This window comes from Neobacillus drentensis (genome assembly GCF_036965425.1).
Lineage (GTDB): Bacteria > Bacillota > Bacilli > Bacillales > Cytobacillaceae > Neobacillus > Neobacillus drentensis_F.
Map to the genome: position 1 here is coordinate 1 of NZ_JBALPP010000104.1, position 14135 is coordinate 14135.

The window sequence follows — 14135 nt, forward strand, 5'->3', positions numbered from 1 at the left end:
AAATTTACTGGGTATCTAAATTTACAATTATTAAAAAATGAAATTAATCAACTCAATATTTTCTCATTATTATTAATTTTAGCCGTTACTTTCTGTGCTGTTCTGCCGATGCTATTGTATGATGTTGTCCTTGTAAGGATTTTAAAAATAAAAGTTCCAAAGAGGGAGCTGTTAGAACAATCCTTTATTGCCAATTCTTTTTCTAATTTAATAGGTTTTGGCGGATTGGTTGGAGCCATGTTAAGAACTTATTTTTTTCATAAGTTTGAGCATGATAAACGGCGGCTTTTAGGTGTCATCGCTACCGTTTCCCTTTTTTATTTAACGGGAATCTCGTTTCTTTCATGGATTGTAGCACTTGGATATCATCATTTTCCCTTGTTTATTGATACAAAATGGCTTTATTTTGCTGTATGGGGCGTTGGTTTATATCTACCGATCTTTTTATTTATACATATTATAAAATCTAAAAAGGACCATCAGTCCCAATTTACTAACAAAATTGCAGCTGAACTTGTCATCATCTCGATAGTTGAATGGTTAGCTGTATTTATAGCGATATTTGTATTATGTAATGTATTGGGGATAGCTATATCCTTTGAACAGCTTTTTCCGGTTTATATTGTGGCGGCCTGTGCAGGTATCATAAGCATGATTCCTGGGGGACTTGGCTCGTTTGATTTGGTTTTTTTGTGGGGAATGCAAGAATTACATATCCCTGAAGAAAAAATCTTGGTGTTACTGCTTTTTTATCGAACTGGTTATTATTTCATCCCATTTTTCACCAGTTTGATCTTTTTTGTAAAATTATATTGGAAAAAGTGGAATAAATCCTGGAATTATTTGCCTAAGGCTATTATTCAAGGGCTAAGTCATATTATCCTGACAATTCTCGTGTTTTTATCCGGGTTAATTTTGTTATTGTCAGCTAGTGTACCTGGGATTATGTCCCGGTTAAGAATTGCACAAGAGCTGCTATCTTTTCCGATTATAAATGTATCTCATCAGCTTTCTGTTGCGGCAGGGTTTTTACTTTTAGGATTGTCTCGCGGGATCGAATACAGTGTGAAGCGGACTTACGATTTGACGATGTTTGCGTTGATTCTCGCGGCACTTTTCTCCATTTTTAAAGGGATTGATTATGAGGAGGCTATCTTTTTAATTATTGTAGCCCTGTTACTAAGATTCTCTAAAGATCAATTTTACCGTGAGAGTTATGTGCTGACTTGGGGAAAAACGATTTTTGATATGACCATCATATTAATTATCACCTCAACGTATCTCATTATTGGTTATCTAAATTTACCTGAGGCGAAATTAGCCATTCCGACAAAATTTTTGCCGTATGTGATTCTCGATTACCGTGATTTGTTTAAGAGTGCGAGTATCGGCCTTGTTATTGCGTTATTAATACTTATCTCCGGCTATTTCATTAGCTTGCCGAAGAAATGGAAATTGGAGAGGTCATCTGATTTTGAGGATGAAATCAATCGCCATTTGACGAAGTATCATGGAAAAGTTTTAACTCACCTAATCTTCTTACATGATAAATATATCTTTTGGAATAAACATAGAAATGTTTTAATACCATTTCAAAAATATGCTGATAAGTTAGTAGTACTAGGGGATCCAATAGGCGAAAAGGGTGAATTATCAAGTGCGATAGAAGAATTCCAGGAAATAGCGGATCTCCATGGATTTACACCTGTTTTCTATCAAGTAAGTGACGAGATGCTCCCCTTTCTTCATGGCCATGGATTTGCCTTCTTTAAATTAGGGGAAGAAGCCTTCATCGATTTAAAAAACTTCTCGCTTTCAGGAAGTAAAATGAAAGGGCTGCGAGCCCTTAGAAGTGAATTCAATCGCGGCCAATACTCCTTTGAATTACTGCAGCCACCTTTTTCGAATGAACTTTTTGCAGAATTAAGAGAGGTATCAAATGATTGGCTTCAAGGGAGAACTGAGAAGGGCTTTTCCCTTGGTTTCTTTGATGAAGATTACTTAAATAGGGTACCAATCGGGATTGTACGTGATCAAAATAAACAAATTCTAGGCTTTATGAGTATCATGCATGTTTATGATGACGCAGAGACCATATCAGTGGATTTAATGAGATTTAAGCCAGAGGTAGAACCTGGAATTATTGATTTTCTGTTCCTGTCTTTAATAGATTGGGCTAAAGAACAGGGCTATCACCGCTTTAATATGGGAATGGCGCCTCTAGCTAATGTCGGCTTATCGAAGTTTGCATTTTTAAGTGAGAAAATAGCTGCCCAAATTTTCCTGCACGGCCACTTTATTTATCATTTTCAAGACTTAAGAAAGTTCAAAGAAAAGTATACGAATGTTTGGGAACCGAAATATTTAGCATATCGAAGAAAATCCTCTTTACCTTTAATCATGGCCCAAATTACTTTACTAATATCGAAAAAAAGATCTTAACCAATTTTGACCTGTTACGATGACGGACAGGTTTTTTTTATAACAATTTTTTTGAAATATTATTTTTTTCTATTAATTATCTGTTAAAATCAAATAGGAAATAGTTAAAGATAGGGTGTTTTGTATTGAAAAAATTATTTACTTATTTCATAATTTTCCTTGTGGCACTATCTTGGCAAATGAAAGCCTTTGCAGCAGAGGAACCTTCATTAGAACTTAAAAGTGAGGCTGCCTGCCTGTTGGATTCTGAGACAGGTGCCGTTTTATATGCAAAAAATGTCGACCAAAAAATGTATCCTGCAAGCATTACTAAAATTGCAACAGCCATCTATGCGATTGAAAAAGGGGATTTAAGCAGTATTGCAACGGTCAGCGCCAATACAGTAAGACAAGATGGGACAAGGGTCTATCTGGTTGAGGGGGAGCAGGTCCCTTTAAAAAAGCTTATTCAAGGAATGCTGATTAACTCTGGAAATGATGCAGCTGTTGCCATTGCTGAACATTTAGATGGAAGTGTGGAACATTTTGCAGAAAATATGAATCAATATTTAAATACCACTATCGGAGTAAAAAATACACATTTTACGAATCCCAATGGATTGTTTGACGAGAATCATTACACGACAGCAATGGATATGGCACTCATCACAAATTATGCGATGAAAAACCCAATATTTAGAGAAATATTTGGCACAAAAGAGCTCATGTGGGTGGGACAATCTTGGAGCACCAAGCTCGTTACACATCACCGCATGCTAAAAGGGGAACTTCCTTATCCAGGGATTACGGGCGGAAAAACAGGATTTACTACTGAATCCAGGCAGACCTTGTCCACAACAGCTGATAATGGAAAAATTAAATTAACGGCTGTCGTTATGAAATCAAGGTATAAAAATGATAAATATAAAGATACTGCCGCTTTGTTTGATTATGGTTTTAGTCACTTTCAAAATGCTATTCTCAAACAAGGTGAAATCTATCAAAAAGATCAGAAACAATATTATCTGGATAAAGATACTGTCATTACAGAAGAGATAAATGGGGCAACAAAGGAAGTGGCTCCAAACGGAATTTTGTTGATAAAAAATATAAAGGGTCAAATGGTCCAGGAGGTTCCTCTTCATTATAAGGAGCCAAAACCAGTTCCAAAGAAAACCGAACTTGCTGCGCCGTCTACAAAAGCTCAAAAAGCACACAATAAGCAACTAACGGAGCTTAACGCTATTATGGGGGTAATAATACTTGGAATTGCTGTACTATATATTGGCATACGAAAAAAATCAAGAAAAATGATAAATCCAAAATAAAGCGATGGAGAGGAATACTCTCCATCGCTTTATTTTGGATTAACGTTTGTGGCTAATAACATCAAAAAGGAGAGCAACACCATTGCAATGACTAAAAACCAGGCTAATTTCATGTTTCCAGATTCCATGGCAATATATATAGCTGTAGGGGCGGTTTGTGTTTTACCAGGAATATTACCAGCAAACATTAAAGTTGCCCCAAATTCTCCAAGTGCTCTTGCAAAGCTTAATATGATGCCGGTAATGATTGATTTTATTGATAAAGGAACGCTGACGAGTAAAAAGACATTCCATTCGTTCGCTCCATCAACCCGTGCGGCTTCTTCAATATCTTTGTCAACAGATTGAAAACCTGTTTTTACAGTTTGATACATTAGCGGAAAGGCGACAATCGTTGAGGCAATTACCGCAGCCCAAGGAGTAAACATGATGGTGCTTTGAAATAATTCTTCAATCAATATACCGGCAGGACTGTTCCTGCCGAAGAAATAAATTAATAAAAAGCCAATAACGGTAGGCGGCAAAACAATAGGCAGTAACAGAAAAGTCTCTACAACTACTTTTCCTTTGAAATGAGTTTTAGTTAACAGTCTTCCAATAAGGGTACCGGAAATAAATACTAAAATAACAGAAAGGGAAGCCACTTTAAGGGACAATAAAATAGGAGGCCAAAATTCATTATGTATCAAGTTTATCCATCCAATACTTTATGCTCTTAACCATTATAACAAAAAAACTGCCTGGAGGCAGTTTTTGATTCATGGTTTAAACGACACTGTTCTTTATAGAGGCACTATCAATGACATCCTGGTCTGTAACCGCCTGAATTGGGATATTGACCGGCGAAATGTCCCCGTTCAATTCCCCAAATCCCTGATTCCGTTTCGTTGAAACAAATAAATCAAACTGTTGATTGGGACCCATGACGACATTGGAACCCTGATCAATGACATTGACTTTGAAACCGAGTAAATTGACAACCATTGGAGCAAATAACAAGAACGATCACTCCTTTACACTATTGATTGGTTGAGAGTCGAAGGAGGTTGGGGAGTCAATTTGATCCTTATCATCCACAAAACTTCTTGTTGCCACAAAATCACTGCAATCACCAAAATTTTGTCCGTAGCCCTGATTTTTTTTATCAGAATTATGCCACTCGGCTAAAAGGTTTTGCCCAATATTTACAGCAGAAGCATTTTCAAAGGAATTAATTTTAATCATGAATATATTTATATTAATATACGGAACTGGAGCTGGCATTTTAATCCCCTCCTTTTACTTGCTTATAAATATATGCGGTTCCAAAATCTTTATGAGGTATAAAGAAAAGTTGGATTAATTTTCAAAGATAAATAGTATGATGAAAATAAGCATGAAGGGGGTGTGGATTAGATGGAAATGGATAAATTGAAACAATGGATGGAGCTTGCCAAGAATATGCATGGTGGGGATTTCTGGACCAATATTTTTGACCAGGAATTTACAAAACAATTCATGATGAACGATCAGCAATTTAATTCCCCTGGTGATGGAGTAAATAGGAAAACGGGACAGGAGGAAAAGCAGCGCACCTTTCCTATCATTGATATTTTAGAAGGTGAAAGTGAAGTTATTGTCTTGATCGAACTTCCTGGTGTCACGAAAGAGAATATTGAATTAGGGCTTAACGGAAATATATTAACTATAAAAGGAACCGCTTCACCACTTCATCCGCACTTGAAAAAGAGCTATACGGAAAGGTTTTATGGTGAATTTCTTAGGCAGATTACCTTGCCAGATACCATTGCCCCAAATCAACTAAGTGCTAAATTTTGGAATGGTTTATTATTCGTAAGTTATCAGCGAATCGTTGAAAAAGGTGAAATCATACCAATAGACTAGCCGTTAATGACAATCGCGTCTAGAAGATCAGTATCCTCAACAGTTTGGATTGGTAAGGATATGGTCGAAAAGTCAGCAATTTGCTGCCCGAATCCTTGGTTTTTCTTGTTCGTATTCTTCCGCGATATTAATTGTGCACTTCCGATGGTAAAGGTTGAGCCTTGGCCAACCTCATTGATTTTTATGAGCCCAAGATTACCTACTGTTGGAATATAGAACATTTTTTGCATCCTCCTTTTTACTTTGGACATGTTAAAGTGATTTCCCCATATACTTGAGAGTAAGGCAGGAAGTAAGGGAGCGTTTGTGAGTATGTCATTAAAAGATTTATTCCATAAATTCGGTAAAAATGATTACGAAAAGGAATTAAAGAGAAAATTGCTATTTTTAGAAATGAATTTGGAAGAATTGAAAAAATCGCTGCAAACAATTCAAGAACAAATTCCAGCTGAAGCAAAAGGAAAAAGCCAAGAAGCGCCTATTATTATTGAAAAAATAAATATAGAAAAAATCATTTTAGATAAATATGAGTTAAATAATAATTTTGGACAACTTGGAATCAAAGAGTTAAAAGGAAAACTGAATATTGGAGCTACATATGGAAGTGAATTTACTCCAGCGTTAACCGACGAAGAAAGAGGAGAAAAGCAGGGAGAAATGAAACAAACATCAACTGAAAAGAGCCCGCGGGTTAATATACAGGCGAAAAAAGAAGTGTAAGAAAAAAGACTAAAGTTGTACCCTTTAGTCTTTAAAAAAATTATTGCAGTCTGCTTTCAACTTGCTGGCATACCTCATCAGCAGACAAGCCGTTCGCATCAATAACAGACGCTTTTGTTGTCGTATCCTGCATTCCCATAACGTTAGAATCTAGGCCGGAAACAACACAGCAATCACAGTTTTGAGCATCTGACTCCTGCTTTAAATCCACAACATCATATCCTTTTTCCCGAAGAGCTTGTGAAATATTTGTAAGAGATTGTTCAACTCCAACTTTTGCCATTCTAAACACCTCCTCCTGTAAATTATCATGTCTAAGTTTCAAAGAAATATTCCGCATAAGTTGCGATATTCTTCCAAAAGATAAAATGGGAGGTGTTTCAAGTGGGTAAGCGAAGTAAGAAGAAAGCAGATCCTTCTACAATTGGGCTTAATTCACCGCAGGTAGAAGGGCAAGGAACAACAATGACTGAAACTGGCTCAAGAGCAGAGCCTTCTTCTAGAAGAAAGCAGAAAAGAATGTAAATAAAAAATAGAAGGCACCATGAAGGTGCCTTCTATTTTTATTTATACATTTCAGCTACTTGTTTCTGAATTTCATCGTTTTCTAGGTATTCATCATAAGTCATTTGCTTATCAACTAAGCCATTTGGTGTTAATTCAAAAATGCGATTTGCAATTGTTTGTATGAACTGATGGTCATGGGAAGCAAACAGCATAGACCCTTTAAAGTTGATCAATCCATTGTTAAGAGCTGTAATTGATTCCAAATCAAGATGGTTTGTCGGCTCGTCTAATAGCAGGACATTGGCTCCATTTAACATCATTTTTGAAAGCATACAGCGAACTTTTTCTCCTCCAGAAAGGACACTTGCTTTTTTAAGTACTTCCTCGCCAGAGAATAGCATCCTTCCTAAGAATCCACGTAAAAAGCTTTCACTGTCATCCTTTGGAGAGAATTGTCGAAGCCAATCAACAAGGTTTAAATCGCTGTTTTCAAAATACTCCGAGTTATCCTTCGGAAAATAAGCTTGTGATGTTGTGATTCCCCACTTAAAAGTGCCGCTGTCCGCTTCCATTTCGCCCATTAAAATTTTGAAAAGCGTCGTTTTAGCGATTTCGTTTGTGCCAACAAGTGCTATTTTATCTCCTTTATTCATAAAGAAACTGATATTATCAAGCACCTTTACACCATCAATAGTTTTTGTTAACCCCTCAACTCTTAATAAATCATTCCCAATTTCACGGTCTGGTGTAAACCCAACGAATGGGTAACGGCGAGAAGACGGCTTAATATCATCTAATGTAATCTTGTCTAAAAGTTTTTTACGGGATGTAGCCTGCTTTGATTTAGAGGCATTTGCACTAAATCGGGCAATAAAGCTTTGTAGTTCTTTAATTTTTTCTTCTTTTTTCTTATTGGCATCAGATGCCATTCTTGATGCTAACTGGCTTGATTCATACCAGAAGTCATAGTTCCCTACATAGATTTGAATTTTACTAAAGTCCAAATCAGCAATATGGGTACATACTTTATTTAGAAAATGACGATCATGGGATACAACAATAACGGTGTTTTCAAAGTTAATTAAGAAATCTTCAAGCCATTGAATAGCTTTGATATCCAAATGGTTGGTCGGCTCGTCCAAAAGTAGGACATCAGGTCGGCCGAATAATGCCTGTGCAAGCAGGACCTTAACTTTTTCAGACCCTGTCAACTCCGCCATTTTTTTATAATGAAGATCTTCGCCAATTCCGAGACCTTTTAAAAGAATAGCAGCCTCTGGTTCAGCTTCCCATCCGTTTAATTCAGCAAATTCCCCTTCAAGTTCAGCAGCTTTCATGCCGTCTTCATCGGTGAAGTTTTCTTTCATATAAATGGCATCTTTTTCCTGCATGACTTCGTAAAGTCTTGTATGCCCCATAATAACGGTCTTTAAAACCTCAAATTCTTCGTATTCAAAATGGTTTTGTTTCAAAACGGCCATCCGTTCATTAGGTCCTAATGTAACAGTACCAGTTTGTGCTTCAATTTCACCAGATAAAATTTTTATAAAAGTAGATTTACCGGCACCATTTGCTCCGATTAAACCATAACAATTTCCTGGCGTGAATTTAATATTCACATCTTCAAATAACTTCCGGTCCCCGTATCTCAAACTTACGTTACTTACAGTAATCATAATTAAAACATCCTCCAAAACAAAATATCTATTAATTATATCATTAAAATAAGGGAAGGGCGAATTCTATTGGAATGAAGTGATGTGAAAGAAAAATTTTCTAAAAAATTTTTCCCGTTTTCACACTTTATTCATAAATTTGTTGTAGAATTGGTTTAAGAAGTTTTAAAGAAGGTGATAAGTATGGCAAAAAAACAGCTTACTGATCTCGTTAACAAATTAAAAAAAGCAGGAATAAAAGTGAGTTTAACAAAACCAAAGTCCAATTACCTTTTATCTTTACAGCAACTTAAAAAATTTCCTTCATCCGTGAATTAAATAGGAAAATAGGTAATAAAAAGCGATTAATCCCTCCAGGATTAACCGCTTTTTTTATTATAAGGCCGTGTTTAAATCTGGCTGTTGATTTGCGCTCCTGGCGCGAGCGGTTCGCGGGCGTTCCGTGGAGCCTCCTCGGCGCTAAAGCGCCTGCGGGGTCTCCCCAGCCCCGTACTCCCGCAGGAGTCTCGCGCCTTCCGCTCCAATCAACATCGTTTCAAGATAAATGGTGACATATAACCCAGTCTATTATTTAATTTCATCCATTATTTTGTTGTAAACTTCTTTTTTATTAAATTCTTTTCCCATTGGAAATTTTTCAATAAATTTATTGTTTTCATCTACTAAGTAGGTAAAGGTAGAATGAATGAATTGGCCATTCCCGGGGTCTTTATATTGAAATTGTAGTGCCCCCGTGACTTGCTTGATTTTTTGCTGTTCTTCTTTTATTTTTTGCTTGTCCCCAGTTAAGAACTGCCAGCTTTCATTATTATTAATTTCGAAACCATTCATATAACTTTTTAAGACTTTTGGTGTGTCACGATATGGGTCTATTGTGATGGTGATATATTCGATTTCCTTGCCAAATACACCGCTTTTTACTAAATCATTTTTTAAGCCAACCATTTTTTGTGTCGTAGTTGGGCAGATATCAGGACAATGGGTATAGATAAACTCAACAAGCTTTAATTTCGTTTTATCTTTACCAAAATTATAGTCTTCATTATTTTGGTTAATTAAGGTAACATTTGCTGGAATTTTAGCATTTGCATCGCGTATAAGGAAAAACGATATTCCCGCAGTAATTCCAAGGAACAGCGCTAGACCGCAAATAAGATAAATCTTTTTCATTTCGAATCCCTCCTATTAAAAGGATAAAGAAGTTCGCAGAAAAATGATATGGATAATTTGTGAACAAAAACCCATTTTTCCGAATATTAGTTGACTATCTATTCCAAGTATAGTATTATTTAGTCAAATTTTTAATTTTTATTTTGAAGGAGTATGTTTTATGTTAGGTGTCGTTCTTAACTAATCCAATCAATTGGATATTTTCATTTCACCGCGCTTGTCTGTTTTTTATAAGCAGAGAAGGCTTATTTAAGTATGGCTGGAATGAAGTTAAGAACAATGGGCAAACATACGCATACATCTTTTACCAATGATGCTGTGTACACTCGTGTAGACAGTTTTTATTTTGGATAAAATTTTGTATAAAGAAAATGAGTGTTTTTAACTCGTTTTTTTCAGCCGCAATGACATTGTTCATTGCGGCTTTTTTTTATTACAAAGGAGGCAAAAAAAGTGAATCAACACACTTTTCATACGTTAGAATTTCCACAAATAAAAGAAACAATTGCACAGTTTGCGTTAACAAAAGAAGGGAAAGAAAAGATTCTTAAGCTGGAACCATCCACTAATAAAAACCAAATTGAAGCCTGGCTAGATGAAGTTACTGAGGCGGTTCATATTTTAAAAAGAAGTGCAAGTGTGCCCATTTCTGGGATGGATGGAATGGAACAGCTTCAAAATAATCTGAATAAAGGAACTGCCTTAAGACCTGATCAACTTTCAAGGCTGTATGATTTTTTGGATTGCTGCGTCAAAATGAAAAGGTACATGAAAGATAAGGAATTTTATGCACCAAGAGTTTCAGCTTATGTCGATGCAATTGATGAATTGCCAGACCTGGCAAGCGAAATTATTCGTTGCATCCGAAACGGAAGAGTTGATGACTATGCTACAAAAGAGCTGCTAAAAATTAGAAAACAAATGGCCATTCACGAGGAACGGCTTAAAGAAAAAAGTATGCAGTTGGTCCGCTCAAATAAATACAAAACCTATTTGCAGGAAAATGTAATCAGTCAGCGAAATGGAAGATTTGTAATTCCAATAAAGAAGGAATACCGTAATAAAATAAAAGGCACCGTGCTTGATACATCGGCATCGGGTTCCACGCTTTTTATTGAACCTGAAGAAATAGCCGTTTTTCAGGATCAGCTGACATGGCTTCAAGCTGATGAAGTGAGTGAAGTGCAAAAAGTATTGTATTTTTTAACTGGATTAGTCGAAGAAAAAGCGCAGCAAATCCGCCTAGCCGTCGAAATCATGGTGCATTATGACTTTGTATTTGCCAAGGCCAAGTATTGCCGTTCAATTAATGCGGTTAAAGCGGAAGTAAATGATATAGGTGAGGTTGAAATCATTGATGCAAGGCATCCTTTACTAGGTGAAAAGGCAGTACCATTATCGTTTAGGTTAGCGCAAAATCAAAAAGCATTAGTGATCACAGGTCCGAATACCGGTGGAAAAACAGTTACCATTAAAACTGTAGGGATTTTAACTTTAATGGTACAATGTGGTCTCCATATCCCAGCAGCGGAAGGAAGTAAATTAAGTGTCTTTGAACGCATTTTAGTAGATATTGGGGACGGTCAGAGCATTACCGAAAATTTAAGCACCTTTGGTTCAAGAATCGTAAATATTATCGACATTCTTAAGGAGACCAATAGCCGAACCTTGGCACTGTTAGATGAACTTGGTTCAGGCACAGACCCAGGGGAAGGAATGGGCCTTGCGACAGCGATTTTGGAAACTCTTTATGAAAAAGGTGCTATCATCCTCGCAACCACTCATTATAGTGAAATTAAGGAATTTGCTGAAAATCACGATGGTTTTATTAATGGGTCAATGGAGTTTGACTTAAACACACTAAGCCCGACATATCGCTTAAATATTGGAAGGGGAGGGGAAAGCCAAGCGTTTGCGATTGCTTTAAAGCTGGGCATTCATCCGAAAATAATTGAAAAGGCACATAGAATTACCTATAAGGAAGAAAAAATTTATACAACTGCCATAACAGAACCATGGAAGCTTAAGGAAATTGAGAAGCAGATTATTATCAATAAATATCAGAATAGAAAAAAAGCCCCCAGAGCGGAATTGCAAATCCCTCAATATCAACAGGGTGACAATGTCAAGGTTTCACCTGCAAATGAATTTGGTATCGTTTATCAGGGGCCGGATTCCCAGGGGAATTATATAGTTCAAATTAAAGGGGAGAAAGTGTCCATAAACCACAAAAGGCTAACGCTTTATATTGCCGCAAATGAACTATATCCAGAGGATTATGACTTTGATATTATTTTTCAATCAAAAGAAAACCGGAAAAAAAGTAAAATCCTTTCGAAAAAGCACGAGGAAAATATCATTATCGATCATACCGAATAACGAAAAAAGCTAGGACTTTATATAAGTTCTAGCTTTTTTCGTTTTGCATGTGGTTTGAAATCGCTTTATAAACTGTCAAATATCGTTCAAGTTTACTTATTAACAAAAGGGTAATGGAGGTTTATGATGTTTATATAAATTATTTGTGAATTAATTCACAATAAAGGAGTCTTTCTCATGGAACTTCAACCAATGGAACAAGTGATTAATCTGGCATTAAAAAAGAAAAAAATACTTGATGAATCATTAATTAAGTATTTAATAAGAGCAGCTCTGTCTGGTATTTATATTGGATTTGGGATTATGGTATCATTTCGCTTAGGGGAGGGATTTTTTGATATCCATTCACCGGTTGCATCATTAATGACTTCCATCTTTTTTGGAATTGCCTTGGTTTTAATTATTTATGGAGGTTCAGAATTATTTACAGGTAATACAATGTATTTCACAGTGAGCACATTAAATAAACAAACCTCATGGAAGGATACACTCCAAAATTGGATTGCATGCTATACCGGAAATCTCATAGGTGCTGTTTTTTTCGCCCTGCTAGTACTGTATTCTGGGATTTTTTCATCGCTGGAAAATAGTCAGCTTTTAATGGAAACAGCGGCTCATAAAATGGAATATTCAACTATGGAGTTATTTTTCCGAGCCATCCTTTGTAACTGGGTTGTTTGTTTAGCTGTTTGGATCCCTTTGCACGTGAAAGGAGATGGAGGCAAAATTGCTGTAATGATGCTGTTAGTGTTTGCCTTTGTTGCATCTGGCTTCGAGCATAGTGTGGCCAATATGGTGACGTTTTCACTTGCCCTAATACTACCGCACCCAGAAACCATAACTCTAGGAGGTGCTTTTCATAATTTAATTCCTGTTACAATTGGAAATATTATCGGTGGAGGGCTGTTTGTAGGCGGAACTTATGTGTTTTTATCTACAACGTCAAACCAAAAACATCAGCTAAAACTTACGAAAAAAAAAACGGCAAAACCTCCATATTTAAAAAAGGCAAAAGCATAGCCTTCCAGTTCAGGAAGGCTTCCTTTTTTAAATTCTTATTCCTTTATTGATATTCTTGATGTATTGTTCGGCCAATAATTGCTTTACTTCATTGTAGCTTAACCCAGACTGTGCATTTAACCTCTTTACTTCTTCAATATCTGTACCTGCAGCAGTAAATCTTTTTGAGTTCAAAGTCATATTATTTTATACTCCTTTAGCAAAAAATTTTCTCGAAATGAAAGGTACTTTTTAGGACATACTATAAAAAAAGGAGGCGGTTCCAATTTTTTATGGTAAACGGGCAAAAGACGAAGAAATTGAAACAATCCTGGTGGATACCGAAGTCTATTCTTGTATGGACGACTCATGTATTGGCTGGATGAGAAAAGATTTTGTAACAGACGATTTACTTTGTCCAATGTGTGGCAATCAGATGTCACAGGAAATTCGTGAGCTTCCTAAAATATAATACATTTGTTTTAAAAAGACTGTCTGTTATCGGACAGTCCTTTCTTTATTATAGATTTTCGTTTTGCTGCCCAATTTCACCTTCGGCAATAATGGTATTCGCTTCCTCAAGTGCCTCATGTTCGTCCACCGAGTCTCCTGGGACATTTTTTAAGTTAGGAAAAACCGCACCAGTATTAACAGTAATGAGCTTTTCTTTTGGTGCCGTTGTGAGGTAATCTTCTTTTTTCGCCATTCGAATCAACTCCTTATGAACAGGTTTTGCTTCAGAAAATCGAATTATGCTTATTTCTTGCTTTTTAAAAAGGAATTTTTATGAAATAAAAAAACTCTCCGCCAATGGAGAGTTTTCATTTTTATTCTTCTTTTTTAGATAGACAGCGATCGCATTCCACTAAGTAAGATTCTGCTTGTTCCTCCATATGTTGACCGCATTCTGGACATTGTTTATTTGGCAAATTACGAAAAAATTCAACCGGGCTCATTAACATTGTAAACTCCTCCTTTAATAATACAGATATATTTAAAGTTTGCTTGTTGTAGTACAGTGCGGGCAAAAAAATTATTCCTCTCTTTTTGA

At 36.2% G+C, this 14135-nt stretch carries 18 protein-coding genes; 8 read left to right on the forward strand and 10 right to left on the reverse strand.

All coding sequences use genetic code 11. From position 1 onward, the window contains the following. Both mprF and V7161_RS22495 read left to right on the forward strand, forming a co-directional pair. The coding region (mprF, locus tag V7161_RS22490) for a bifunctional lysylphosphatidylglycerol flippase/synthetase MprF (RefSeq protein ID WP_335715085.1) at nucleotides 1-2442 on the forward strand (2442 nt) is incomplete at its 5' end. A 125-nt stretch (nucleotides 2443-2567) separates the two neighbouring features. Then, nucleotides 2568-3749 (forward strand): D-alanyl-D-alanine carboxypeptidase family protein, encoded by a 1182-nt coding sequence (locus V7161_RS22495; protein ID WP_335715086.1) that lies wholly within the window; start codon nucleotides 2568-2570, stop codon nucleotides 3747-3749. Between the two features lie 29 nt (nucleotides 3750-3778). On the opposite strand, the gene modB is transcribed toward V7161_RS22495, so the two are convergent. From modB to V7161_RS22510, 3 genes are all read right to left on the reverse strand, one after another. Next, on the reverse strand, nucleotides 3779-4435 hold the full coding sequence (modB, locus tag V7161_RS22500; RefSeq protein WP_335715099.1) for a molybdate ABC transporter permease subunit: 657 nt from the start codon (nucleotides 4433-4435) through the stop codon (nucleotides 3779-3781). 79 nt (nucleotides 4436-4514) lie between these two features. Further along, nucleotides 4515-4748 carry a hypothetical protein gene (locus V7161_RS22505; protein WP_335715087.1) on the reverse strand — a complete coding sequence of 78 codons (234 nt, stop codon included), beginning with the start codon at nucleotides 4746-4748 and terminating at the stop codon, nucleotides 4515-4517. A gap of 6 nt (nucleotides 4749-4754) precedes the next feature. Next, a complete protein-coding gene (locus V7161_RS22510; RefSeq protein WP_335715088.1) occupies nucleotides 4755-5012 on the reverse strand; it encodes a hypothetical protein in 258 nt (85 codons plus the stop codon). 132 nt (nucleotides 5013-5144) lie between these two features. Here V7161_RS22510 and V7161_RS22515 point away from each other — a divergent pair, with 132 nt between their 5' ends. Continuing rightward, nucleotides 5145-5633 carry an Hsp20/alpha crystallin family protein gene (locus tag V7161_RS22515; protein ID WP_335715089.1) on the forward strand — a complete coding sequence of 163 codons (489 nt, stop codon included), beginning with the start codon at nucleotides 5145-5147 and terminating at the stop codon, nucleotides 5631-5633. On the opposite strand, the gene V7161_RS22520 is transcribed toward V7161_RS22515, so the two are convergent. Further along, complete coding sequence (locus V7161_RS22520) at nucleotides 5630-5854, reverse strand: hypothetical protein (RefSeq protein WP_335715090.1); 225 nt, start codon at nucleotides 5852-5854, stop codon at nucleotides 5630-5632. The genes V7161_RS22515 and V7161_RS22520 overlap by 4 nt on opposite strands. A 91-nt stretch (nucleotides 5855-5945) precedes the next feature. On the opposite strand from V7161_RS22520, the gene V7161_RS22525 reads away from it, so the two are divergent. Next, nucleotides 5946-6353, forward strand: a complete 408-nt coding sequence (locus V7161_RS22525) for a hypothetical protein (protein WP_335715091.1) — start codon at nucleotides 5946-5948, stop codon at nucleotides 6351-6353. A 40-nt stretch (nucleotides 6354-6393) separates the two neighbouring features. Here the strand turns inward: V7161_RS22525 and V7161_RS22530 are convergent, their stop codons facing one another. Further along, nucleotides 6394-6636: a YkuS family protein gene (locus tag V7161_RS22530; protein ID WP_223595446.1), complete on the reverse strand. Its 243-nt coding sequence runs from the start codon at nucleotides 6634-6636 to the stop codon at nucleotides 6394-6396. Nucleotides 6637-6737: 101 nt separating this feature from the next. Between V7161_RS22530 and V7161_RS22535 the strand changes: the two genes are divergently transcribed. After that, nucleotides 6738-6878 (forward strand): YuzL family protein, encoded by a 141-nt coding sequence (locus V7161_RS22535; protein WP_223595448.1) that lies wholly within the window; start codon nucleotides 6738-6740, stop codon nucleotides 6876-6878. A gap of 38 nt (nucleotides 6879-6916) precedes the next feature. Here the strand turns inward: V7161_RS22535 and V7161_RS22540 are convergent, their stop codons facing one another. Both V7161_RS22540 and V7161_RS22545 read right to left on the reverse strand, forming a co-directional pair. Then, on the reverse strand, nucleotides 6917-8536 hold the full coding sequence (locus V7161_RS22540; RefSeq protein ID WP_335715092.1) for an ABC-F family ATP-binding cassette domain-containing protein: 1620 nt from the start codon (nucleotides 8534-8536) through the stop codon (nucleotides 6917-6919). Between the two features lie 567 nt (nucleotides 8537-9103). After that, a complete protein-coding gene (locus tag V7161_RS22545; protein WP_335715093.1) occupies nucleotides 9104-9706 on the reverse strand; it encodes an SCO family protein in 603 nt (200 codons plus the stop codon). A 453-nt stretch (nucleotides 9707-10159) separates the two neighbouring features. On the opposite strand from V7161_RS22545, the gene V7161_RS22550 reads away from it, so the two are divergent. Together V7161_RS22550 and V7161_RS22555 are read left to right on the forward strand one after the other, a co-directional pair. Next, nucleotides 10160-12085, forward strand: a complete 1926-nt coding sequence (locus V7161_RS22550; protein ID WP_335715094.1) for an endonuclease MutS2 — start codon at nucleotides 10160-10162, stop codon at nucleotides 12083-12085. Nucleotides 12086-12262: 177 nt separating this feature from the next. Continuing rightward, on the forward strand, nucleotides 12263-13105 hold the full coding sequence (locus V7161_RS22555) for a formate/nitrite transporter family protein (protein WP_335715095.1): 843 nt from the start codon (nucleotides 12263-12265) through the stop codon (nucleotides 13103-13105). Nucleotides 13106-13132: 27 nt separating this feature from the next. On the opposite strand, the gene V7161_RS22560 is transcribed toward V7161_RS22555, so the two are convergent. Beyond that, the gene (locus tag V7161_RS22560; RefSeq protein WP_223595457.1) at nucleotides 13133-13285 is read right to left on the reverse strand and encodes a hypothetical protein; all 153 of its coding nucleotides are present in this window, start codon (nucleotides 13283-13285) and stop codon (nucleotides 13133-13135) included. Nucleotides 13286-13370: 85 nt separating this feature from the next. Here V7161_RS22560 and V7161_RS22565 point away from each other — a divergent pair, with 85 nt between their 5' ends. Further along, nucleotides 13371-13556, forward strand: coding sequence for a cold-inducible protein YdjO-related protein (locus tag V7161_RS22565; protein WP_335715100.1), 186 nt, complete (start codon nucleotides 13371-13373; stop codon nucleotides 13554-13556). 48 nt (nucleotides 13557-13604) lie between these two features. On the opposite strand, the gene V7161_RS22570 is transcribed toward V7161_RS22565, so the two are convergent. Together V7161_RS22570 and yhfH are read right to left on the reverse strand one after the other, a co-directional pair. Then, nucleotides 13605-13790, reverse strand: a complete 186-nt coding sequence (locus V7161_RS22570; protein ID WP_223595458.1) for a hypothetical protein — start codon at nucleotides 13788-13790, stop codon at nucleotides 13605-13607. A gap of 121 nt (nucleotides 13791-13911) precedes the next feature. Further along, the gene (yhfH, locus tag V7161_RS22575; RefSeq protein ID WP_223595460.1) at nucleotides 13912-14046 is read right to left on the reverse strand and encodes a protein YhfH; all 135 of its coding nucleotides are present in this window, start codon (nucleotides 14044-14046) and stop codon (nucleotides 13912-13914) included. Between the last annotated feature and the right edge of the window lie 89 nt (nucleotides 14047-14135).

Coding starts and splice junctions, on each gene's coding strand:
- V7161_RS22525 (WP_335715091.1), top strand. CDS start 5,946: ATGTCATTAAAAGATTTATTCCATAAATTCGGTAAAAATGATTACGAA.
- V7161_RS22545 (WP_335715093.1), bottom strand. CDS start 9,706: ATGAAAAAGATTTATCTTATTTGCGGTCTAGCGCTGTTCCTTGGAATT.
- V7161_RS22530 (WP_223595446.1), bottom strand. CDS start 6,636: ATGGCAAAAGTTGGAGTTGAACAATCTCTTACAAATATTTCACAAGCT.
- V7161_RS22555 (WP_335715095.1), top strand. CDS start 12,263: ATGGAACTTCAACCAATGGAACAAGTGATTAATCTGGCATTAAAAAAG.
- V7161_RS22560 (WP_223595457.1), bottom strand. CDS start 13,285: ATGACTTTGAACTCAAAAAGATTTACTGCTGCAGGTACAGATATTGAA.
- V7161_RS22515 (WP_335715089.1), top strand. CDS start 5,145: ATGGAAATGGATAAATTGAAACAATGGATGGAGCTTGCCAAGAATATG.
- yhfH (WP_223595460.1), bottom strand. CDS start 14,046: ATGTTAATGAGCCCGGTTGAATTTTTTCGTAATTTGCCAAATAAACAA.
- V7161_RS22570 (WP_223595458.1), bottom strand. CDS start 13,790: ATGGCGAAAAAAGAAGATTACCTCACAACGGCACCAAAAGAAAAGCTC.
- V7161_RS22510 (WP_335715088.1), bottom strand. CDS start 5,012: ATGCCAGCTCCAGTTCCGTATATTAATATAAATATATTCATGATTAAA.
- V7161_RS22520 (WP_335715090.1), bottom strand. CDS start 5,854: ATGTTCTATATTCCAACAGTAGGTAATCTTGGGCTCATAAAAATCAAT.
- V7161_RS22540 (WP_335715092.1), bottom strand. CDS start 8,536: ATGATTACTGTAAGTAACGTAAGTTTGAGATACGGGGACCGGAAGTTA.